The sequence below is a fragment of the Cognaticolwellia aestuarii genome, from assembly GCF_002000025.1.
Taxonomy (GTDB): domain Bacteria; phylum Pseudomonadota; class Gammaproteobacteria; order Enterobacterales; family Alteromonadaceae; genus Cognaticolwellia; species Cognaticolwellia aestuarii.
Genome location: NZ_MUZV01000009.1, coordinates 89,894 through 112,335, shown reverse-complemented (window position 1 = coordinate 112,335; position 22,442 = coordinate 89,894). Strand labels below are relative to the sequence as shown.

Below are 22,442 nucleotides of genomic sequence, written 5' to 3'. Positions count from 1 at the left end.
CAATTCTATCTCGTTATAGAGACTTCATTGTGCCTTTTGGCAATACGGCGTTAATTGCACCTTTTTGTACTGTAACTTCAGTACCTTCAGCAACACTAACGACGATAAAATCTTTTTCATCTGAAACTTTAACAATTTTACCAACAATGCCGCCTTGTGTTAAAACCTCGTCACCTTTTGACAATTCAGCCATTAAGTTTTTATGTTCTTTCACACGTTTAGCCTGTGGACGGTAGATCATAAAGTAAAACACTAAACCAAATACCGCTAACATAATTAACATTGATGTACCGTCAGCACCTTGAGCAGGACCTGCAGCAGCGTGGGCTTGGCTAATAAATAAACTCATAAATTCCTCTTATTATTTCTTCTAATTAATTTTATAAAATGGTGAAGTTGAAAATTTTTTAACCTGCTTCTGCGCCAACTAATGGCGGAACAGGTAAATCACGTAGTGCGTAAAATTCGGCTACAAACTCATCTAGTTTGCCTTGCTCTATCGCATCACGCAATCCTTTCATAACACGTTGATAAAAACGTAAGTTATGCAGGGTATTTAATTGCGAGCCTAAAATCTCATTACATTTATCTAAATGATGTAAATAAGCGCGCGAATAATTTTTACAAGTGTAACAGTCACACTCAGCATCTAATGGCCCAGTATCTGTTTTATGACGGGCATTTCTGATTTTAATAACACCATTAGTGACAAATAAATGTCCGTTACGGGCATTACGTGTTGGCATTACACAATCAAACATATCAATACCGCGACGAACCCCTTCAACTAAATCTTCAGGTTTGCCTACTCCCATAAGATATCGGGGTTTATTTTCTGGTATCAAGGGCGTGGTATGATCTAATATTCGAATCATATCTTCTTTAGGCTCGCCAACTGACAAACCACCAATGGCATAGCCATCAAAGTCGATAGCGGTTAGGCCATTAACCGAAACTTCACGTAAATCTTCATACATACCACCTTGGACGATGCCAAATAAAGCATTTGAATTACCTTGATGTGCATCTTTTGAGCGCTGTGCCCAACGTAATGACAACTCCATAGAAACTTTAGATTCTTCATGGCTCGCAGGATAAGGCGTACACTCATCAAATATCATCACAATATCTGAGCCTAAGCTGTTTTGCACTTCCATTGAACGCTCAGGTGTTAACATTATTTTTTCACCGTTAACCGGTGAGCTAAACTTAACACCTTCTTCAGTGATTTTACGCATTTTGCCTAAACTAAAAACCTGAAAACCGCCTGAGTCAGTTAGAATTGGCTTATCCCAATTCATAAAACCATGTAAACCGCCATGTTGTTCAATAATTTCGGTACCTGGACGTAACATCAGGTGAAATGTATTGCCTAACAATATTTCAGCACCGGTATCAGCAACTTCTTCAGTTTTCATGCCTTTTACTGTGCCGTAGGTTCCTACCGGCATAAATGCTGGTGTTTCTACTGTACCACGCTCAAAGGTCAAGCGGCCACGTCGCGCTTTACCGTCGGTAGTTAGCAGTTCATACTGCATCGCTTTTTTTTCTGTATTTTTTGTATCTTTCGTCATTTTTTATCCTTTGCCCACTAGCGAAACAGGCTAGTAGCTTTTCTGGTTTAGCCATTAGGTTAATACCTAAAGCACTATAATTTACAAGCTATTTTGTATGATTATCTCGTTTTGTTAAGAACATCGCATCACCATAACTAAAAAATCGATATTGCTGCTCAACCGCATGTTGATAGGTTTTCATAATATTGTCGTAGCCAGAAAATGCACTCACTAACATTAATAAGGTTGATTCAGAAAGGTGAAAGTTAGTAATGAGAGCATCAACAATTTCAAACTCATAGCCTGGGGTAATAAAAATATCGGTATCACCATAAAAAGCACTAAACGGTTGGCCTTGTGCTTTCGCTACTTTTGCCGCGCTTTCTAATGAACGAACAGAAGTTGTGCCCACGGCGATCACTCTACCGCCCTGCGCTTTTGTCTGTTTTATCTGCTCAACAACATTTGGCGCTACCTCTACATATTCGGCATGCATAATATGATCAGCAATTTCATCGACTTTAACCGGTTGGAATGTTCCTGCGCCAACATGTAACGTGACAAAAGCGAAATCAACACCTTTAGCGGTTAACTTTGCCATTAATGCATCGTCAAAATGTAAACCTGCCGTGGGTGCAGCTACCGCACCGGGCTTTTCATTATATACGGTTTGATAACGCTCACGGTCGCTGTCTTCGTCAGGACGATCAATATAAGGGGGTAATGGCATATGGCCAATATCATCTAGTACTGAAAGTACCGTTTGTTCACCATGAAATTCAAGCTCAAATAAAGCATCATGTCTTGCGACCATAGTAGCTTTAACTTTGCCTTCAAGCAGTATTTCACTGCCGGCTTTGGGCGACTTACTACAGCGTATATGCGCTAAAACTCTGTGTTCATCTAGTAAACGTTCTACCAGCACTTCCAACTTGCCGCCACTCGCTTTTTGGCCAAACATACGCGCTGGAATAACGCGAGTATTGTTAAAAACTAATAAGTCGCCGGGTTCAACGTGGTTAATAATATCAGTAAAAGTTTCATCGCGACATTCACCGCTATTACCATCGAGGGTTAATAAACGACTGGCAGAACGGTTGGCTTTCGGGTATCGAGCAATAAGCTCTTCGGGTAAGTCAAATGAGAAATCGGCTACGCGCATGATAAATAAACTAGTTTAAAGATGAAAAAACGCGTAATTTTAGTGCTGCACGGCACGAATAGCAAGCATTAACTTATAAAACGAGCCTAGGCTAAGCGTACGGTTAAGTGACTATTGCGTAGTCAGCATCACTATCATTAATAGCGACTATAAACTAAAAACAATCCCCCTAAAGCGATATTTTGACGTATGCTGAAATCAAACTTTATTGTGACACCAATTCTATTTCGTTTGTTTTCTGATTGTGTACGGAGCAAGTATGTCAGCACAATACGTTCGCTTGATCAAAAGCAAGCACTTGTCATGACACCTAGCATTGACTTGCTATAGCTTAATCAGCACAATCGGCTAATAACTGACTGAAATTGGCAGTAGGTAACCCATGAAAAATCTTGCTTTCGCCATCGCTAAAACTATTATTAACGGTTTTGAGCGACATATATATCTTTATAGTGAAATAACCCAAGCAGCCAAACAGCGCTTTGAACAATATCGCTGGCATGACATCCAAACAGCAGCAAAGGCGCGTACAGATTTCTATGATCAACGGGTTAGTGAAACCTTAGATACCATTAAGCAAGATTTTTTTATCACCACACTCGATAACGAATTATGGCAGCATGTAAAAACCAGTTATATTGAGTTGCTGAGTTTACATCCGCAACCTGAATTAGCGGAAAGCTTCTACAATTCAGTTTTCTGTCACCTTTTTGAACGAAAGTATTATCATAATGGCTATATTTTCGTGCAATCAACCGCCACCCGCTTAGACAAGTTACCAACACCAAAAATTTTCACTAGCTATCATCCTGATGAACATGGGCTTTATAAAACCATTACATTGATCATTAAGAGCCAAAAATTCTCACTGCCTTTTGCACACTTGAAAAAAGATATTAATACCTTAATCGCCAAATTTCGCCAACAGGCACATAAAACTCGCTACCAATTATCTGATCTGCAATTTGATATTTTAGATTCTGTTTTTTACCGTAATAAGGGCGCCTATATTATAGGAAGAGTGATCTCTCCGGCCGGTGAAACACCGTTTATTATCTCATTATTAAATACTGAAAAAGATGGTTTATTTATTGATGCCTTAATTACAAAAGGTGAAGATATGGCCGTTGTATTTGGCTTTGCTCGCGCTTATTTCTTTGTTGATTGCCAGCATCCTCATGCCTTAGTTGATTTTCTCAATCGCTTAATTCCCCATAAAACTCGCGCAGATTTGTATTCCGCCATTGGCTTTCATAAACAAGGTAAAACCCAGTTCTATCGTGACTTTTTAAATCACCTTGATAATAGTGATGACAAACTAGAGCTCGCTCCTGGTATTAAAGGCATGGTGATGTCAGTTTTCACCCTGCCATCTTACCCTTATGTTTTTAAAATTATTAAAGACAAATTTTCACCCAGTAAAAATATGACTCGGGCAGATGTTAAAGGCAAATATCGCTTAGTAAAACTACATGACCGTGTGGGCCGAATGGCTGATACGATGGAATATTCTGAGGTGGCTTTTCCTAAACAGCGTTTCTCAGCAGAGCTATTAGAAGAACTTAATAGCGTTGCGCCATCCTTATTACGCTTTGAAGATGACTTAGTGATCATTAAACACATGTATATCGAACGTAAAATGACACCGTTGAATTTGTACTTAGCAACAGCAACTGATGCTGAAGTTGACAATGCCATGTACGGTTATGGTAAAGCGATTAAACAGTTGATTGCCGCAGATATATTTCCGGGTGATATGTTACTGAAAAATTTTGGTGTCACTCGTCACGGTCGCGTCATTTTTTATGATTATGATGAAATAACCTATATGAATGAAGTCAATTTTCGTGTCAAACCTGAGCCAGTAACAGAAGAGCAAATTTATGCTTCAGAGCCTTGGTATTCTGTTGACCCCGGCGACGTATTTCCAGAAGAGATAGCCACCTTTGCTTTAGCGAACACGCGCTATCGTAATGCATTTTTACGTTACCATGCGAATTTGCTGGAAGCTAAATACTGGCAAGATTGCCAAGCTAATGTCGCCAAAGGCGTTTTTGCCGATGTTTATCCTTACCCTGAAAAATCACGTTTTTGTCACTGGAAAAATAATTAACAACCTTATAACTTTACTTTAAAGTTAGTTATGGTGAATAAATAAGCAAAAAATCAGCTTTAAAAGTTAAAAAAAGAACAGTATGCTGCTTATTTAGCCGAACAGTCATTTATTTTAAATTTGTTCTTTACCTTTAGCTTGGCATCAGTATAATTCGAATCTGTTGCAGGGGTGTAGTTCCAATTGGTAGAACAGCGGTCTCCAAAACCGACGGTTGGGAGTTCGAATCTCTCCACCCCTGCCATTTTCTTCTTTAAATAACACAGCAATGTTATTTCTCAAATATTAATAAATTCTAGTTTGTCCTAACTAAAAACTCTGTCATGATAATAACGAGTTTTAAACATAGCTAAAATAATATGAGCATTAGCAAAAGACAATTTGATTTATTACAAGCCATGGGTATTACCGTTTGGCAAAGACGTGATTTATCTAATCTTAATTTAAGCCAAGCTGATATTTCTAACAAGACCTTAGCGGATAAATCCACGACCGAAGCAACCTCATCTGCGCCACAGCAATCATCTAATGTAAAGTCGATCAGTTATGATCTCGAAAGCTTATTTAAGTTACCGTTATTTAATGATGTGATACGTTGCTTAGGGGTCAGTTATGCTGATTTAACGGTTAAACAAAATCAGCTAGATTTAGGGATTATTAACTGGCAATTCACTGATAACAACCGTATCGAATTTCAACATAACTGTTTAAAAACGCCAGATTTAACCACTCTTGCCAATTCGCCAGCACTTAAAAAGGCCTTATGGCAATCAATAGGACCATTAAGCTCACTATGAACCAGGCAAATAGCACTGAATTTAGCCCAATAAATCAAGATATTGTTGAACAACTCATGGCTATTGAATTGGCTTGCCACCCACACCCGTGGAGTGAAAAAACCTTTCGTAGTTGTATTGATGGCCGATACTTTGGTGATTACCTCACAGTTGATAATACCATTGTCGGCTTTTATGTCGGTGAGTATGTTGCTGGTGAATCCACCTTGATGGACATTTGTGTTGCTCCTGCACAGCAAGGTAAAGGTTATGGCAAAGCGCTACTGCTGCAATTCTTCCAAGGCTGTAAAGAACGTTCAACACAAAGCATTTTTTTAGAAGTACGTGCAAAAAACATCAGTGCACAAATGCTCTATATCAATCATGGTTTTAGCGAGATATCACGTAGAACAGGTTATTACCCAAGTAATAGCGGTTTTGGCTATGAAGACGCTATCGTGATGTCAAAAAAACTCTAACACACCTAGTTAGGCCATCTTGGTTTAAAGCCCAAAACATGATCTCAGGTTACTTTTAAATTTTTAACAAAGTGATCTGCTGCTACTGCGTTTGTCTGACATAGATACCATAGTTGAAGTTGTGCAAAAACTCGCAGTTAGCGCCGCGTTGTTAAAATAAAAAAGCAAACCTAGTGGTTTGCTTTTTACATTTTACGCTAGAGAATATTTATCCATTGCTTGCAAACAATTACCAGTTTTCCACACCTTTCATATCTGGTAATTCATGGGCAATACCTTTATGACAGTCGATACAGGTTTTTTCACCTGAGGCTAAAGCATCAGAATGCATTTTCACACTGCGATTACCTTGTTCAGAAAAGTCCATGTATTCAAAGTTATGACAGTTACGACACTCTAGAGAGTCATTTTCTTTCATCCGTTTCCATTCTCGCTCGGCCATAGAGCGGCGATGATCAACAAACTCTTCGCGCGTGTCGATAACACCGGTTAACATACCCCAGACTTCTTTACTGGCAGCAATTTTACGGACAATTTTATCGGTCCATTTTTTAGGCACATGGCAATCAGGACAGGTTGCACGTACACCCGAGCGATTGGCATAGTGAATAGTTTCACGGTACTCTTCATACACATTATCTTGCATTTCATGACAACCAATACAAAACTCTTCTGTATTGGTGACTTCTAGCGCAGTATTAAAACCACCCCAGAAAATAATACCACCGGCAAACCCTATAGCTAAAATAAACCACATGGCTGCACTGCTTGGTGATGTTAAAAACGTCCATAAATTTTTAAGCATTTTATACCCCTTAATATCGCTGCGGTTTACTCATTACCTAATGATTCAACCGGTTCAAAGGTATTCTCAACTAATGGTGCGGCATCAGCTTGTGTCACATGGCACTGCGAACAAAAATAACGACGTGGAGAAACATCTGACAAAGTTTTACCGTCACGAGTTTCAAAATGCGTTAAGCTGATTTTAGTTGCTCCTGTTTGTGCTGCATGCTTCCAACTATGACAGCTTAAACACTTATTACTATTTAAATCAACGCGATAACCGCGTGTTTGATGTGGTACAACCGGCGGTTGATGCACATAGTTACGCGCGATTGGATTTTTATCCTTGATGACACGCTTGAGCTTTTCAGCAGGACGTGTTTCATCAATATTTGAGGCACCACGAATAGTCGCTAAGCCACCAGGGTTTACCGTTTCTTGCGCGATGACATTCACCGTAACAGCAAAGGCGACAACGGCAACGAATAAAGATAATAATTTCATTTTAACTCTCCCACGCATTGATAATCGCTGTTATCAATGCGTAAATTTATCAACATTAAGCCTTCGTTACTTTAACGGCACATTTTTTATAATCAGTTTCTTTTGACAATGGATCAGTAGCATCGAGTGTCAGTTTATTCACAAGTTGCTTAGCATCAAACCAAGGCATAAATACCAAACCTTTCGGCGGACGGTTACGACCCCTAGTTTCAACACGCGATTCAACCTCACCTCGACGCGATGCCATTAATACTTTATCGCCACGGCGTAAACCTCGTTCTCTAGCATCATCAGGGTGCATGAAAATCACAGCATCAGGAAAAGCTTTATGAAGCTCAGGAACACGCGCTGTCATCGAACCTGAATGCCAATGCTCAAGTACTCGGCCGGTACTTAGCCATAAATTATATTCTTCATCTGGTGATTCAGCTGCAGGTTCATAAGGCAGTGCAAAAATAATCGCTTTGTTATCTTTTTTACCATAGAACTGCACTTCGCTGCCCTTTGCAACATAAGGGTCATGACCTTCTCTAAAGCGCCATTTAGTTTCTTTACCGTTGACCACAGGCCATCTTAAGCCGCGTTCTTCATGATAGCGATCAAAAGGAGCGAGGTCATGGCCATGGCCGCGACCAAACTCAGCATACTCTTCGAATAAACCTTTTTGAATATAGAACCCAAAGGCATCAGCTTCAAAATTGGTATCGCCTTTGGATTGGGACAAAGGAAACTTATTGACTTTGCCATTCGCATACAGCACGTCAAACAAGGTTTTTCCGCGAAGTTCAGGCTGCTTAGCAATGAGCTCTTCAGGCCAGACTTCTTCAACTTTAAAACGTTTCGAGAATTCAACCAATTGCCACAAATCAGAGCGCGCTTCGCCTGGCGCACTCACTTGTTGATGCCAAAATTGTGTCCGGCGCTCAGCGTTACCATAAGCACCTTCTTTTTCTACCCACATAGCCGTAGGTAAAATCAAATCAGCGGCTTGTGCGGTCACGGTTGGGTACGGGTCTGACACTACAATAAAGTTTTCAGGATTACGATAACCCGGAATGGCTTCTTCATTAATGTTCGCAGCCGCTTGCATATTGTTATTACACATCACCCAATAAGCGTTGAGCTTACCGTCTTTTAGCATGCGGTTTTGTAGCACAGCATGGTAACCTGGTTTAGGTGGAATAGTGCCTTCAGGCAGTTGCCATATTTTTTCAGCAATAGCTCTATGCTCAGGATTTTTCACCACTAAATCAGCAGGTAAACGATGAGAGAAAGTACCCACCTCACGTGCGGTACCACATGCTGAAGGTTGTCCGGTTAATGAAAATGGGCTATTGCCTGCTTCAGAGATCTTTCCGGTTAACAAATGTACGTTATACATTAAGTTGTTAGCCCAAACACCGCGAGTATGTTGGTTAAAGCCCATAGTCCAAAACGAAGTAACTTTTACTTTAGGATCAGCATACAGTTTTGCCATTTCAATTAGGTTAGCTTCTGGCACACCCGATAACTTAGAAACGTACTCAACCGTATAAGTACTGACAAATTTGGCATAAGCTTCAAATGTCATCGGTTTAGAAGCACCTGAGCCAGCATTTTTTGCGGCTTTTTCTAACGGGTGCGTAGGACGTAAACCATAACCAATATCAGTCACACCTTCACGAACATTGACATGCTTTTTCATGAAGTCTTCATTAACAGCATTGTTTTCAATAATGTAATTAGCGATGAAGTTCAAAATGGCTAAATCAGTTTGTGGAGTAAAAATCATACCATTATCAGCAAGCTCAAAACTACGATGCTTGTATGTCGATAAAACATTAACTTTTACATGCGGCGAACTTAAGCGACGGTCGGTTAATCGTGACCATAAAATAGGATGCATTTCAGCCATATTAGAGCCCCAAAGTACAAAGGCATCGGCATGCTCTAAATCATCATAACACCCCATTGGCTCATCGATACCAAAGGTACGCATAAAACCACCCACAGCAGATGCCATACAGTGACGCGCATTAGGGTCAATATTGTTACTTAAAAAACCCGCTTTCATTAATTTCGAAGCGGCATAACCTTCCCAAACGGTCCATTGACCTGAGCCAAACATACCGACAGAAGTAGGGCCTTTTTTCTTAATCGCCGCTTTAAACTTGTCAGCCATCACATCAAAAGCTTTATCCCAGCTAACAGGCGCAAATTCACCTTCTTTATCAAATTCACCATCGGTCATTCGCAATAAGGGCTGCGTTAAGCGGTCTTTACCATACATAATTTTTGATAAAAAATAGCCTTTAATACAATTCAAGCCTTTATTCACTTCGGCTTCAGGATCCCCTTGTGTTGCGACTACTTTACCGTGTTGAGTGCCCACTAAAACACTACAGCCGGTGCCACAAAATCGGCACGGTGCTTTATCCCATTTTATTGCGCTTTCTGATGACTTAGTAATTAAATTTGCTGCTGATGCAGGCACGGCAACCCCCGCAGCAACGGCAGTTGCTGCAACCGCGTTAGCTTTAATAAAGTCACGTCGAGTTAAAGTCATAGTTTTTTCCCCTGATGTTGCACTAAACCTGCATCGTTATGATGGAATATAAGTGACGATGAAATTACACCTGACACTTTACTCATATCGGTAATGGTATCAATAATACGTTTTGCTTGATTGGTTTCGCCTTCAAGCCCTTCAACAGTAAACACTAAACTGCCATTTTCGCCTTTTGCATGTATCTCTGCGCCTGGGAATGCTTGTAGTTCATCAGCCACTTTATCCGCTTTTTCAGGATAAGCCATGAACATAACCCCAGCTATATTTACTGGGCTTTCTTCTAAAAGGTTAATCATTTTCTCCCCTCTTACTGATCAGCTTCAGTATTAGTTTTTTGGTTTTGCACCAAATATTTTTAAAATAACAACTGCGACTAACGCTGTTGCAATAAAACCGAATAGAAATATGAAGGGCATTGAGGTATATCCCAAAACATTCCATATTAATTGCTCTAAATCACTCATTGTTTGCTCCTAAATAGGATGTTGACTGTCTCGATACAGACAAGTTAATTGCTGATTCAGGGCAAACTGCTACACAAGCCCCACAGCTAGTACAATCTTCTAATGTAATTTCAGGCTGAGGTACGCTCCCGTGTAGATATTTAAAAACAATAGCCTCAGGTTCACAGCTGTCTTGACATATTTGACAATGGATTTGTTTCTTAGCTAAGCAGTTAGATTGAATTTCAATATCTAGCTGCCAAGGTAAGGTATCTAATGAATTGAATAATGGTTCTTTACAGGACTTAACACAGGCTTGACAAAAGCTACATTCGCCAGCAGAAAAGTTGATTTCAGGAAAGCCGCCATCGCCTTTAATAATAATATTTTCTTCACAGGCACTTATGCAGTCACCACATTGTGTACAGCCTCTAGTGAACAATGCCTCATCAGCAGTCCACGGTAATCTAATCGCTGGTGGCGATGAAACCTTTTTAGCTCGCATAAAGTTGCGACGACTTAAATCAACCATAAATTCCTACAACATCAACATAAAAAGCGACAGTAAAGTGACATTTGTCACAGTAATTGCCATGTACCAACAATACTACACATCACTATTTACTTTGTTGATGCAAATCAAGTTTGGCAAGCACTAACTCAAGAAAACCATAACTCATGTAAGGGTTAATAAAACGACACTAAATTCATGAGCTATACCGTTTAATTAAATAGCTAGCTTCTTGTTGTTTATTATTTATTTTTCTAAAAAAACAGTTATTACTTTATATAGCTCAGTCTAAATAAAAGACCAACTATCAGGGGAGAATTACGCTAATGTCGAGATAAAATGTTCGATAACGTCAAGAAGTGAACTTCACAGAGCCTCTTTTGGCTGAACAAGAACAGGTATGAGTATGAGTATGAGTATGAGTATGAGTATGAGTATGAGTATGAGTATGAGTATGAGTATTTAGCAGTAATGTTTTAATGCATTTTAACAATCAAAATTACTGCTAATTTTATGGTCGGGTTGTTAGCTATTTTATAGCTACGCTATCACTTGTGCAGCTTTACAAGCTTGAGTTATTTTCAACCATTCTTGGTTAGCAACCCAATCAGGTGAGGCAATCCAAGTACCACCAACAGCAAAAACATTTTTTAATGCCAAATATGCTTGTTGGTTACTTTCATTAATGCCGCCCGTTGGACAAAAAGTAATGTTACTAAATACAGCTGCCATAGCTTTTAAAAATGGGACACCGCCAGATAACGAAGCAGGAAAAAGCTTCAGCTCTCGATAACCATATTCTTTCGCCATTAAAATATCAGCAGCATTAGATACACCTGGTAACACAGGAACGGTGCAACTAGATAGATGAGTCAGCAAGTTGTTTGAAATTGTTGGCGTAATAATAAAGTCACTACCCGCATCAAGTGCTTGTTTTAAAATATCGGCATCCGTCACGGTACCTGCCCCTACTTTCAAGGCCGGTAACTCATGCTTAAGCGCCTTAATAACATCTAGTGATGCTTCGGTTCTCAGTACGACTTCAACTAAATGAATACCTGCTGCAGCCATAGCCTCGCCGATTGCTAGTCCTTGTGACACTGAACTGGCTTGTATAATGGGCAAGAGCTTTTGATTTCCCATCAAGGTGGAAAATGATGTCATAATTAATCCTTTTTTAATTTTGCCACAGAGGCAAGCTGAGCGTTGATAAATTCACTAAATTCTTGCGCTGGCGTAATAGCACCTCTGTGCTGTATAACAAACCCCGCGGCTTTAGATGCTAAGGCAATAGCGTCACTAATTTCATAGCCTTCAATACGCGCACCAAGGTAAACACCATTAAAAGAGTCACCAGCTGACGTGGTATCAACTACGTTTGCTACAGGGGTAATAGCAAACTCAGTGCTGACGCCATCAACAACAACTAAAATGCTTTGTTCACCGTTTTTAATCACTAACTCATTAACATGAAATGGCTGACAGTAAGTATAAACTTCATCAACATTGGTCATGCCGAATAGCTGCTCAAAATCATCAACACCAGGCAAAGATAAGTCTGACTTCTGTAATGCTAAAGCAAATTGTGCTTGCGCCTCTTCAGGACCGCTCCACAGGCGAGGTCGATAATTAGGATCAAAAACAATTTGCACACCCGCCGCTTTTAGCTTGTCAATTAAAAGCCAAAATGCAGGTCTAGCATCGGGCTCAATAACAGCTAAAGAGATACCAGAAAAAAAGAACATATCACCTTTTGATAACTGCTCAGTAGCGGCATCGTCAATATGTTGCATAACTTGACGTGCTGCTGAGTTTTCTCGCCAGTAAGTAAAGCTTCGCTCTCCTTGTGCATCCAGCTGAATAGAATATAAGCCAGGAATTTTAGAGGCTGATTTAAAGACTAAATCAGTGCCAATATTTTCTTTTTCAAAATATTGGATCATATCAAGGCTAAACGGGTCTTTACCTACCGCAGTGACTAAATTTACCTGTACGTCGGCAAAAGTACGTTTTAAATACACAGCAGTGTTAAAAACATCTCCAGCAAATGATTGTTGCATGGTATTGGATGACTGACCTTGTGAAGCAGCCATCAACTCAATCATGCATTCACCGAATAAAAAAATGTTTTTCATTTACAAACCTTATTAACTGTAATTAAAATTTTTCGATAATAAGCTATCGATTACTGAGTATTTATTGCTTAGCCTTTAATGGTTCAACTTTAGGAATTAGAAACCAAACGGCAGCCATGGCAATTATTGCTAATGAAGCACCGATAACAAATGCAGGAGTATAATTTCCGTCAGCAGTTAAATAAGGTACTAAAGCCGTTAAGCCTAAAGCGCCAAGTTTTGCTGCCATGCCTGAAAAGCCAGCCAGCGTACCAACCGCTTTTTTACCAAATAAATCACTAGGTAAGGTTTGCACGTTACCAATAGCAGTTTGAAAACCAAATAAAATAACCGCCATAATAAGTACTGCCGTTGTTGGCCCACCAGGGTTTGCCATTGCTAAGAGCGCAGGTAGCATAATAAGACAACCGAGTGTGATAGTAAGTTTACGCGTTTTGTCGGTATTCCAACCCGCTTTAATACGATTTTGCGCAAGTAAGCCACCGAACCAAGCTCCAAACATAGCGCCAACGTATGGCACCCATCCATAGATACCAATAGATTTAACATCCATTGCGTACACTTCATTTAGATAAATTGGGATCCAGAAAACAAATAACCACCAAATAGGGTCAATAGCGGCTGAAGCAATAATAACGCCCCAACTTTGTTTGCGAGAAAGTAACTCTTTAGTTGAAGGGTTGTATTCATCTTCGTCGTTATCACTTTCGGCTTCAGTATTCTTTTGACCCGTTAAAATATATTCACGCTCTTCATCAGTGATCCATGGGTGTGATTTTGGTGGCGCTTTCACAAGAATAATCCAAGGAATAAGCCATAAAAAACCTAACATACCAATGACAACAAAAACCATTTGCCAGCTAAAATAAACTGTTAAATAAGCAATCAACGGAATAGCAATAATACCGCCAATAGCGGCACCAGAGTTAAAAATACCTTGGGCTAGCGCACGTTCTTTAGTTGGAAACCAATCAGCATTACTTTTTGCTGCACCCGGCCAATTACCCGCTTCAGCCACACCTAAAATAGCGCGAAAAATACTAAAACTAAGTACACCTTGAGCAAGGGCGTGAGCCGCAGTAGCTAGCGACCAAACACCAATAGATAGCACAAACCCTAAACGTGTGCCTATCCAGTCAAATATTTTACCAAATATTGCCTGACCAAAAGCATAAGACAAAATGAATACAATCGAAATATTGGCATAAATTTGTTTACGTTCTAAGGCGCTCTCGTCTGGAAATAATTCTTCAACAATATCAGGCCAAAGTACGCTAAGCGCAGAGCGATCGATATAGTTAATCACCGTTGCAAGTGCGATTAATAGAATCACCCACCAGCGTAAATTTTTGATTTTCATGAGCTGCTTTCCTGATTGTGAATATGATCAAAAGCACCTGCTTCAACAAAGTCCTCTCGAGCCGGACTGAATGTATCAATTAAAATACCGCCCGTTGGACATGTAGCGCCGTGATCGGCATGCGGAGGTATCATGCAACTATCACCTGGCTTTAATATTTTGGTTACACCGTCAATATTAAAGTGGAACTCACCTTCAACAACATAAGTCACTTGAGAATGTCTATGAGCATGGTTGTAACCAATAGCGCCTTTTTCAAACCAAATTTTTACCGCCATTAGTTCGTGGTTGTAACCCAACATTTGGCGTTTTAGTCCACCGCCAATATCTTCAATTTCTGTTTCGTTACCAAATGAAAAATTTTCACTTTGACTCATAATGCTTCCCCTACTACTTATTTTATTTATCTATAATTGTTTAACTATTTAGTTACTTAATTGTTCATTTCGAACAATTTAGAGCGACCATTGAAATGATATTTATTGTTGTTAAATACAAAGCTATTTGATTGTGTTCCTTGAAGCTTTGCTACTGAATTAAAAGCAAGTAAATAACTTTGCCCACTTGTCAGCACAAGTTCTACAACATCAATATTATTAATTTTTTGATGTGATAATTTTTTAACATCACTGACCGCCGAAAGCGTAAATTCTTTTGCTGGGTTATATTCACCATGAGGCTCTAAAACGCTAACAAATGTATGGCTTTTCGCCTGACTTTTACGAGTAATAAAAGCATTTTCATTACGTAAATTAAACAGCGGATCATTCGCACCTATTTGAGTGAACATTACCGAACTGTCACCATCTAGAATGGTCGAATGGGTATAAAATCGACCATTTTCATTTAACCATGTAATTTGCGATAAACCCGATTTTGGCTGGGCTTGCGCTTTTAGCCATAAATGTTGGTAGCCATTGTCTTTGCCTAGCACTGACAAACTGGCTACTTGCGTATTTAACTCAAAATCAGTGCTGATCAACTGCCCTTTATAATGAACCGGTAAGTCATATTGGTGTGACTCATCTGAAGTGACCTCAAAAACATCAACAACAAATGATTGTTTTTGCTTTGATTTTAAATTTACAGGTAAGTTGATAAGTGCAATAGTTCTTTTTAAATCAACGCCCTCATAGGCACTATCAATATGTGCAGCGCCAACCTTTACCTGCTCATTTTCGGCAAAAAAGATTAACTCAGGATGATTAGCGTTACCTTTTTCCACATTAGCATTGAAGTGGCTTTCCTCATCGACCACAACCGTGTTATGTGCAATGGTTTGCTTAGCCCAAGTTTGGTTTTCTGGTAAGTAGCGGCCGCCGTATTTTGCCTCAACATTTAAAAAGCGTGCAGCACCATAATCTGAAACTATTTCTTCGCCTTTATCATAAAATTGCCACGTTAACTTATCAAAGTGTCCATGCCCTAGCCCTTGAGCTGCTGGCTTAAATAGCACCGCTTGTTCGCCTGCAACATTTTGGCGCATAATCACTAACGCGCCTTGTTTGCCATCATTACCGTCGCCAAAAGCCACTGATTTAAAGCCATAAGGTTGCATTAGATTTTTATCTAATGCTTGCGCTACTTTTAAACCGTCACCGGTTAATATAATTTGTTTTTGTTGCTTAGCAATATCAAGTAAGCCAGCGTCAGCTGTTAAGCCGTAAGCAATGGCTACACCGTTGACTAATTCAATGGTATCAATACCTTTGTCTTTAATGGCATCATTGATAGGAAAGAACAATTGGTTATAACTAAGTTGTATAGTGGTGTCGATGGCTTTTAGCACAATACCGTCACGGTATTGAAAAATTTTACGTTCTGGCTGATTAGTTTCAATTGCTTTAGCAAAAGTAACAAACGGCATTAATGCATAACGCTGGTAATATGGGCCTTCGTTGTAATAACCTTGCGGCGAAAATAATTCATCAAGTTGCTTTAAAAAACCACCCTTGCCAGATTTGTCTAAACCATAAAGTGCTTGTTCAACCCATTCAGGCTCACCTAATACGTAGCCAGTCATACCAACGGCCGCGGTTGTCCATGTGCCATGATTATGTACTTTGTTAAAAGTTTCAGGTGAGTCAACCGACAAAAACTTCACCATAGGTCGGAATAAGCCTTGCTCTATCTTGCTTTTTTCTGCAGAAGTTAATGAGGCAATCACCAGATCATAAGCTTGGCTGGTATAAACTAACCATACGGCTTCATTCAAACTTTGCCAAAACAATTTACCGGGGTTTTGTTTACCCATTTTTCTTGCCGGGTGTAAAGGCAATGCAGGATATAGCTCAGCATAGGTTAATAACATATCTCGAACATACTGTGCATAACGTTCATCTTGCGTTAATTGATAAGCAATACCCGCATCGTACATTAATTTATAGTTTTTCTTATGTTGCTCATGGGTATAACCACCACCACCATCTTTTGGCAAAGGCACGGTAATAGCGCTGAGCATTTGTTGTTCAATAGCCGCTTTATTGGCAAGAAAAGTTGACTTGAACTGCCCATCGACGGTAATTGCCGCGCGCATATTATTTACATCAGCTGGTGTAACAACAAGATTAGGACTGATTCTTGCCGATGCCGATTGGCTGATAGTTAACGTCGCTAAAAGGGTAATGTTAAGCGCAGCTTTAGTAACCATGCTGTAACGTGAAGACAAAGGCTTTATTGATTTAATTATTGTAGTTAGCATAAAAAAGCTCATTAATATCTGTTATAAAGATTGCTGATTATTAACCAAGACGGCGGTGTGAGGGCCTTTTGCATGTAATTCTTCAATGCTTGGCGCTGCTGTTTTGTTAAACTTGTTATTTTTTAACACCGTTTTAGGCTCGCCTACCGTATGCTCAATAGTGACAATAGCGCTATTGTCAAAGGTATTGTTTACGATATTAGTCACTTGTACACCATGTAAATAAAGGCTTGAAGCTGATTTATTACGTTTACCTTGGCTACTGTTTTTAATGGTATTTTTAGTCATTTCAAAATGTGGACCGAAAGTACTTTCGTCAGTGCCGCCACGATATAGGCTCACTAGAGCGCCTTGCACATTATCAAAGTTATTGCCTTTTAAGGTAACGTATTCAGCGTTATAAATGCCGAGGTCTTCCATTTCCTTATTCAAACGTAATACGTCGCCGGTAATATTACTGAACTGGTTATTCGTTAACTCAATATAATCAGCAAACGCACCACTACCAGAGTCAAAAAAGTGAAACGAATGGTTAATATCAAGCGCATTGACTTTGCTATTACGCATAACAAATCGATAGTTATCAACCATGCCCCATTTTTGTGAGCGAATTAAACTGTTACCTGCAGCGTCAGGGCTATTACTGCCACTAAAGTCTAGACCATCAAGTGTTAAACTGCCGCCATCAGAAATTTGAAACAATGTTGAACGTTGAAAAGTAACTTTTGCCATACCTTGGTGTTGAGCTTTAATTGATAAGGTTTTATTAATATCAATCATCTTTCTCACATCATACTTTCCATCCGCTAGCAGCAAGGTATCACCCTCGCCTGCAGCAAGCACAGCATTAAACAAAGCATCATCTGTTGCGGCTACTTGAGTAATTTTTCCCGACTCAAAGGCAACTAAGCTATCTTTTTTTGCATACCAGCGCGGACCTGTTGCTGATTTTGCAATAGGAGAAAGAGATTTGGGCGCACCTTTATTGGCAAACTTACTGTCAACAGGATAAAGCAAGCCATTAGCGGCTCGCTTCAGTGCTATTTTTTCTTGGCTAATACCAGCCGTTAACTTTTCATGTGCCTGAGTATTGGCAATATTGCCTTGAAAATTAATACCACTGACATCATCAAATAAAGTAAAAGGTTGTTGACCATTGTCATTAAAAATTAAATTGTTTTGCATGGTAGAACTGATAGGAACAGCTGATCTTTCTGCATCACTTCCAGCGGCTAATTGCACATGAGCAACATTGATCAAACTATTATTTTCAATCAGGGCATTTTCAACTTGATGATAACGATTAATTTTTGAGTTTGGTACGCCATTCATTACCGTAAAACCACTACCAAAACGGTAACCTGTTAAACCTTCAATGTAGTTGTTTCGCACTATTTGGTCTTTGTTAATCACACGAATACCGCCGGTGTGATCTACGCCATTCCCAAAAAATACATTTTCAGTAATAACGTTCCCATTGCCGTGGCGCAGGGTCAGCGTGCCTCTTGATTCAAAGAAGACATTATTACGGATGTTATTTTTGCCAGATTTAACTGAAATAATTTCTACCTCGCCATCACAGCGATCAAAGTAATTATTTTCAACTAAAGTATATGAATTTGATAACGAGTAATGACTAGTGCCAATACGTAAGGTTTCACCACCATTCGACCCAAAAATAGGACGCGGACCAAAATAGTTATGATCAATTTGATGATGATTCTCTTGACTATTTTTGCTATCAAGGCGTACAGCGACAGTAACGCCCTTGTTGCGCTTACCCGCTAAGTAGTTATGATCAAAACGATTATGTTGACCATATATAGCTACCCAATAATCTGACTCGCGTTTATCCGGATTATTATAGTTATCAATCACCACTTCAGTTACCCGAGAGTGATAAGCTAACGTTTCTTTGTTGCTTCTAAATGCAATTACTGCACTACTAGGTGTAAAACCGTCTTTAAAAACTAAACCAGAAACAACCAGGTACTGACCGGCTAACCTTAAGTTTGACTGCCCGGTAAGAATGACCTTGCCTTTGGTTTGAGCTTTAAGGGTTATTGGTTGCTCTTTGCTACCTTCACCTTTAAAGAGTATTTCAAAATTATGCCATGTGCCATTAGCGAGTATAATGTCATCGCCGGCTTTCACTTTACTCAATACTTGCTCATAGGCTTGCTGGTTTTCAACTAGCCATTCTTTCGCAGCTACTGGTGTTATCGCCAAGATGCAAGACATTAATGCAACGATACATGACATTAATGGTATAGATATTCTAGCTGGGTTCATAAACTAACCTATGAGGTAATATTTAAAACAACATTAATATAATCGGCTTAATTACTTAAAATTAACCCAATTAAACCGATACACCCTGCTCAGCTTTATTATTAGCTAAACAAAGCAATACAAATACAGCATTTAAAGTTAATGGTATGTCAGTATGTGCAGCACAGAGCGCCCCAACAATACTCATTTAACCTCTTTAACTTAAAACTTGTTTGATTTAACCAACTCACCACGCAATTGTCAACCAAATTACATTACCAATAAAAAGATAAAAAACAGAACTGGTAACAACAAAGTAAAGTAATTAATACGTCCCCTTATACCAAAATCACAAAACTGACCATACCAAAATTTGAAAAAATCACTTAATTTAGCTTAATAATTTTGCTAAGGGGTAAAGAAAGCGATATGATATTTATTATAGATGTGATAAATAATCAGTATATTAGTTAAGGAAATATTATGAGCAGCAACCGTAGGCTGTTTTGGAGCATTGTAGATAAAATAGAAGCCTTAATTGACTCTGGCGCATATTCGGCTGGCAGTCGCTTGCCACCAGAAAGAGAACTAGCTGAAACTTTCAATGTTAGTAGACCCACGATACGTGAAGCTATTATCGCCTTAGAAGTTAGAGAGAAAATTGAAGTAAAAACCGGCTCTGGCATCTATGTACTTAAACCTGCTAATCAAATTGGTGCACAAAACAAGGTTAATGCCTTTGAAGTAACACAAGCTCGTGCATTAATTGAAGGCGAGATTGCAGCTATTGCGGCAACCACCATTTCTGAAGATGAATTAGCGCGCTTACATCAAACGCTAGTTGACATGGAAAATAGTGAGTTTATTGCTGCTGCAGATAAAGAGTTCCATCATATTATCGCCAACTCAACACGTAATAGTGCTTTGATGCTCTCTGCACAAAATTTATGGAAACTTCGCTCTTCAACACCAGAAATAATTAAAGATTACGACAGTGTTTGTAGTAAAGATAACTCTAAAACCCTGGCTGAACATAAAGAAATATACCTTGCGTTAAAGTCAGGCGACTCAACACAAGCTAGAGTGGCAATGCATAGCCACTTCAATCGTTTAATCAATGCTTTGTTTGATGCTGTTGAAACCAGAGCTTTAGAAGAAATCAAACAAAGAAATAGCGAAAAACGTGGCTTGTATTCAATTCCAAACTCTGCGCATATGTAAGCCCATCATCATTGTTTCATAACTTCTGGTCTCTGGTTGAGACCAGAACCACACAATCAAGTTATCGCCAGTCATTACCTCTAGAGCGCTGTTATTGCTCATACTATCAACTCTTTTACTTTCAACCCTGTTTCTATTAGTCTCCTTAGTGTTAATTCTATTTTTAGTACTTTTATGCTGTATAGGCCGCATTTCGCCACAACAGGATAAGAGAAGCAAAAAACCTAAGTACCGCTGGGCGCGACATACGGTATATGTAAAGCGTAGTTTCAATAAATAGCAGTTAAGGTGCTATCAAAGCAGTTGAAATAAAAGACTATCGATATTGGTATAAAGTAGTGAGGCTCAATAGAAAAAAGCTTCTTGCGAAGCTTTTTTATTGGTAAACAAAATTTTACTGTGCTGAAGCTAGCTAAGCATAATGCTTACATATTTTCTTAGCAGCACAGTAATGACATTATAAGCGTACAACGTCTAGTTCACGAAAATAGTCATAAATTTCAGGTACATTACCTTTGCCCATGCCGGCATCAACAGCGGCTTTAAGGTTAGCAGAAGTACCTTCGGCAATCTGTGCGCGAGTGCCTAAATCTTTAACCATTTCTAAGAAGTAGCCTAAATCTTTATTGGCATTATCAATCGAGAAACCTAAATCACTTACGCCATCAACAGCATAGTTTTTACAAAAGCCCATGAAAGGTGAGTTAGAAGGACCCGTAGACATAATGTCAAAAAGCTGCTGGCGGTCAACACCGGCTTTATCTGCTACAGCAAATGCCTGTGACATAGCAGCCACAGTTGTCATACCCATAAAGTTATTGATTAACTTAGTTGTATGACCTGCACCTAGTGCACCTAAATTGAAAACATTTTCACCTTGCATTTCAAGAATAGGCTTTACTTTTTCAAATGTTGCCGCATCACCAGATGCCATAATATTAAGTAAACCATCTTTGGCATGTGCTGGTGTGCGTCCTAAAGGAGCGTCGATCATTCCTGCGCCTTTTTTGGCAAGATCTGCACCGATTTTACGGGTAGAAGCTGGGATAGAAGTACCAAAGTCAATCAATACAGCACCTTCTTTTATTCCTGCTAAAATACCATCTTCAGCATAAACAAGCTTTTCAACAACTGTTGAGGTGGTAAGACATAGCATCACAATATCACTTGCTGCTGCGAGCTCTGCAGCTGAGTTAGCTTCAGTAGCTCCACGTGCAACAACTGCCGCTACTGCATCTTTATTAAGATCCATAACAATCGGCTCAAAACCTTTCTTTTGTAAATTTTCAACCATGTTGCTGCCCATAAGGCCAAGGCCGATGAAACCTATAGTAGGTTTTGTCATAACTAGCTCCTAAATATATTGCTATATGAATATTTTCGTGTGTAATTGCTCACCGTTTCGGTGGCCTGCTAATGTATTTCCATCCGATAGAGTCTCATCAAATGATAAACTAACTATCTGATAAATTTAAATTTTACTAAAACTTATTGAAAACATTTTAACGTTTCCGATTCAAGTAATAGCACTTGCTCCTGTATATAAGATATTGCTCAACATCCTGTAATTTGTTGAGTTAACTTGTCACTTAACATCTCATCGAGTACTACAGCCAAGCGCAGTTTTGCTCATAAAGTACAGGGTTATTTACTAAATTAAATTCACGATATCTTTATAATCACCTTACGCTGCAATCAAATTGTGCGCTTATCAATCAAGTGATTTGGTCGACTAAAACCTATAACTGCAAGACAACTTAGATACTAACCAAAGCAAAACCAACTGTCAACCAATTACTGGTTATTGGTAATAACACGCATCAAATTATTCATTGAAGTAACATTACCCAATGATAAACCACTTCAGTAGCTTTTT

At 39.2% G+C, this 22,442-nt stretch carries 20 protein-coding genes and 1 tRNA gene; 5 read left to right on the top strand and 16 right to left on the bottom strand.

Going from position 1 to position 22,442, the window contains the following annotated elements; genetic code table 11:
- Positions 1-13 precede the first annotated feature (13 nt).
- From yajC to queA, 3 genes are all read right to left on the bottom strand, one after another.
- Complete coding sequence (gene yajC, locus B0169_RS14370) at positions 14-349, bottom strand: preprotein translocase subunit YajC (protein WP_077286967.1); 336 nt, start codon at positions 347-349, stop codon at positions 14-16.
- A 58-nt stretch (positions 350-407) separates the two neighbouring features.
- Positions 408-1,538 (bottom strand): tRNA guanosine(34) transglycosylase Tgt, encoded by a 1,131-nt coding sequence (gene tgt / locus B0169_RS14365; RefSeq protein WP_077287175.1) that lies wholly within the window; start codon positions 1,536-1,538, stop codon positions 408-410.
- 124 nt (positions 1,539-1,662) lie between these two features.
- Positions 1,663-2,718 carry a tRNA preQ1(34) S-adenosylmethionine ribosyltransferase-isomerase QueA gene (gene queA, locus B0169_RS14360; RefSeq protein WP_077286964.1) on the bottom strand — a complete coding sequence of 352 codons (1,056 nt, stop codon included), beginning with the start codon at positions 2,716-2,718 and terminating at the stop codon, positions 1,663-1,665.
- Positions 2,719-3,100: 382 nt separating this feature from the next.
- On the opposite strand from queA, the gene aceK reads away from it, so the two are divergent.
- From aceK to rimI, 4 genes are all read left to right on the top strand, one after another.
- Entirely contained in the window at positions 3,101-4,831 is a 1,731-nt protein-coding gene (gene aceK / locus B0169_RS14355; RefSeq protein ID WP_077286961.1) for a bifunctional isocitrate dehydrogenase kinase/phosphatase, read from the top strand.
- Positions 4,832-4,998: 167 nt separating this feature from the next.
- A tRNA-Trp gene (locus B0169_RS14350) sits at positions 4,999-5,075 on the top strand.
- Positions 5,076-5,190: 115 nt separating this feature from the next.
- Positions 5,191-5,628: a DNA polymerase III subunit psi gene (locus B0169_RS14345; RefSeq protein WP_077286958.1), complete on the top strand. Its 438-nt coding sequence runs from the start codon at positions 5,191-5,193 to the stop codon at positions 5,626-5,628.
- Entirely contained in the window at positions 5,625-6,086 is a 462-nt protein-coding gene (rimI, locus tag B0169_RS14340) for a ribosomal protein S18-alanine N-acetyltransferase (RefSeq protein ID WP_235838581.1), read from the top strand. Before B0169_RS14345 ends, rimI begins: the two co-directional genes overlap by 4 nt.
- Positions 6,087-6,315: 229 nt before the next feature.
- On the opposite strand, the gene B0169_RS14335 is transcribed toward rimI, so the two are convergent.
- From B0169_RS14335 to B0169_RS14280, 12 genes are all read right to left on the bottom strand, one after another.
- On the bottom strand, positions 6,316-6,891 hold the full coding sequence (locus B0169_RS14335; RefSeq protein ID WP_077286955.1) for a NapC/NirT family cytochrome c: 576 nt from the start codon (positions 6,889-6,891) through the stop codon (positions 6,316-6,318).
- 26 nt (positions 6,892-6,917) lie between these two features.
- Entirely contained in the window at positions 6,918-7,376 is a 459-nt protein-coding gene (locus B0169_RS14330) for a nitrate reductase cytochrome c-type subunit (protein ID WP_202971831.1), read from the bottom strand.
- A 55-nt stretch (positions 7,377-7,431) separates the two neighbouring features.
- Positions 7,432-9,921 carry a nitrate reductase catalytic subunit NapA gene (napA, locus tag B0169_RS14325; protein WP_077286948.1) on the bottom strand — a complete coding sequence of 830 codons (2,490 nt, stop codon included), beginning with the start codon at positions 9,919-9,921 and terminating at the stop codon, positions 7,432-7,434.
- Positions 9,918-10,220, bottom strand: a complete 303-nt coding sequence (locus B0169_RS14320) for a chaperone NapD (protein WP_077286945.1) — start codon at positions 10,218-10,220, stop codon at positions 9,918-9,920. The genes napA and B0169_RS14320 overlap by 4 nt, the downstream gene beginning before the upstream one ends.
- Before the next feature lie 30 nt (positions 10,221-10,250).
- Positions 10,251-10,388 (bottom strand): TIGR02808 family protein, encoded by a 138-nt coding sequence (locus tag B0169_RS14315; protein WP_077286942.1) that lies wholly within the window; start codon positions 10,386-10,388, stop codon positions 10,251-10,253.
- The gene (napF, locus tag B0169_RS14310; RefSeq protein ID WP_077286939.1) at positions 10,381-10,899 is read right to left on the bottom strand and encodes a ferredoxin-type protein NapF; all 519 of its coding nucleotides are present in this window, start codon (positions 10,897-10,899) and stop codon (positions 10,381-10,383) included. The genes B0169_RS14315 and napF overlap by 8 nt, the downstream gene beginning before the upstream one ends.
- 519 nt (positions 10,900-11,418) lie before the next feature.
- On the bottom strand, positions 11,419-12,042 hold the full coding sequence (gene eda, locus B0169_RS14305; RefSeq protein WP_077286936.1) for a bifunctional 4-hydroxy-2-oxoglutarate aldolase/2-dehydro-3-deoxy-phosphogluconate aldolase: 624 nt from the start codon (positions 12,040-12,042) through the stop codon (positions 11,419-11,421).
- A 2-nt stretch (positions 12,043-12,044) separates the two neighbouring features.
- Entirely contained in the window at positions 12,045-13,013 is a 969-nt protein-coding gene (locus B0169_RS14300; protein ID WP_077286933.1) for a sugar kinase, read from the bottom strand.
- 61 nt (positions 13,014-13,074) lie between these two features.
- On the bottom strand, positions 13,075-14,373 hold the full coding sequence (locus tag B0169_RS14295) for an MFS transporter (protein WP_077286930.1): 1,299 nt from the start codon (positions 14,371-14,373) through the stop codon (positions 13,075-13,077).
- Positions 14,370-14,750 carry a cupin domain-containing protein gene (locus tag B0169_RS14290; protein WP_077286927.1) on the bottom strand — a complete coding sequence of 127 codons (381 nt, stop codon included), beginning with the start codon at positions 14,748-14,750 and terminating at the stop codon, positions 14,370-14,372. Before B0169_RS14290 ends, B0169_RS14295 begins: the two co-directional genes overlap by 4 nt.
- A gap of 56 nt (positions 14,751-14,806) precedes the next feature.
- Positions 14,807-17,074: a heparinase II/III domain-containing protein gene (locus tag B0169_RS14285; RefSeq protein WP_412842142.1), complete on the bottom strand. Its 2,268-nt coding sequence runs from the start codon at positions 17,072-17,074 to the stop codon at positions 14,807-14,809.
- Between the two features lie 21 nt (positions 17,075-17,095).
- Positions 17,096-19,366 (bottom strand): chondroitinase-B domain-containing protein, encoded by a 2,271-nt coding sequence (locus B0169_RS14280; RefSeq protein ID WP_077286922.1) that lies wholly within the window; start codon positions 19,364-19,366, stop codon positions 17,096-17,098.
- A 462-nt stretch (positions 19,367-19,828) separates the two neighbouring features.
- Between B0169_RS14280 and B0169_RS14275 the strand changes: the two genes are divergently transcribed.
- Positions 19,829-20,566, top strand: coding sequence for a FadR/GntR family transcriptional regulator (locus tag B0169_RS14275; RefSeq protein WP_077286919.1), 738 nt, complete (start codon positions 19,829-19,831; stop codon positions 20,564-20,566).
- Between the two features lie 457 nt (positions 20,567-21,023).
- Here B0169_RS14275 and B0169_RS14265 read toward each other — a convergent pair whose 3' ends face one another.
- A complete protein-coding gene (locus B0169_RS14265; RefSeq protein ID WP_077286913.1) occupies positions 21,024-21,911 on the bottom strand; it encodes an NAD(P)-dependent oxidoreductase in 888 nt (295 codons plus the stop codon).
- Between the last annotated feature and the right edge of the window lie 531 nt (positions 21,912-22,442).

Coding starts and splice junctions, on each gene's coding strand:
- B0169_RS14275 (WP_077286919.1), top strand. CDS start 19,829: ATGAGCAGCAACCGTAGGCTGTTTTGGAGCATTGTAGATAAAATAGAA.
- B0169_RS14335 (WP_077286955.1), bottom strand. CDS start 6,891: ATGCTTAAAAATTTATGGACGTTTTTAACATCACCAAGCAGTGCAGCC.
- B0169_RS14285 (WP_412842142.1), bottom strand. CDS start 17,074: ATGCTAACTACAATAATTAAATCAATAAAGCCTTTGTCTTCACGTTAC.
- B0169_RS14330 (WP_202971831.1), bottom strand. CDS start 7,376: ATGAAATTATTATCTTTATTCGTTGCCGTTGTCGCCTTTGCTGTTACG.
- napA (WP_077286948.1), bottom strand. CDS start 9,921: ATGACTTTAACTCGACGTGACTTTATTAAAGCTAACGCGGTTGCAGCA.
- napF (WP_077286939.1), bottom strand. CDS start 10,899: ATGGTTGATTTAAGTCGTCGCAACTTTATGCGAGCTAAAAAGGTTTCA.
- B0169_RS14300 (WP_077286933.1), bottom strand. CDS start 13,013: ATGAAAAACATTTTTTTATTCGGTGAATGCATGATTGAGTTGATGGCT.
- eda (WP_077286936.1), bottom strand. CDS start 12,042: ATGACATCATTTTCCACCTTGATGGGAAATCAAAAGCTCTTGCCCATT.
- aceK (WP_077286961.1), top strand. CDS start 3,101: ATGAAAAATCTTGCTTTCGCCATCGCTAAAACTATTATTAACGGTTTT.
- rimI (WP_235838581.1), top strand. CDS start 5,625: ATGAACCAGGCAAATAGCACTGAATTTAGCCCAATAAATCAAGATATT.
- B0169_RS14290 (WP_077286927.1), bottom strand. CDS start 14,750: ATGAGTCAAAGTGAAAATTTTTCATTTGGTAACGAAACAGAAATTGAA.
- B0169_RS14320 (WP_077286945.1), bottom strand. CDS start 10,220: ATGATTAACCTTTTAGAAGAAAGCCCAGTAAATATAGCTGGGGTTATG.
- B0169_RS14315 (WP_077286942.1), bottom strand. CDS start 10,388: ATGAGTGATTTAGAGCAATTAATATGGAATGTTTTGGGATATACCTCA.
- tgt (WP_077287175.1), bottom strand. CDS start 1,538: ATGCAGTATGAACTGCTAACTACCGACGGTAAAGCGCGACGTGGCCGC.
- B0169_RS14345 (WP_077286958.1), top strand. CDS start 5,191: ATGAGCATTAGCAAAAGACAATTTGATTTATTACAAGCCATGGGTATT.
- B0169_RS14295 (WP_077286930.1), bottom strand. CDS start 14,373: ATGAAAATCAAAAATTTACGCTGGTGGGTGATTCTATTAATCGCACTT.
- B0169_RS14265 (WP_077286913.1), bottom strand. CDS start 21,911: ATGACAAAACCTACTATAGGTTTCATCGGCCTTGGCCTTATGGGCAGC.
- queA (WP_077286964.1), bottom strand. CDS start 2,718: ATGCGCGTAGCCGATTTCTCATTTGACTTACCCGAAGAGCTTATTGCT.
- B0169_RS14280 (WP_077286922.1), bottom strand. CDS start 19,366: ATGAACCCAGCTAGAATATCTATACCATTAATGTCATGTATCGTTGCA.
- yajC (WP_077286967.1), bottom strand. CDS start 349: ATGAGTTTATTTATTAGCCAAGCCCACGCTGCTGCAGGTCCTGCTCAA.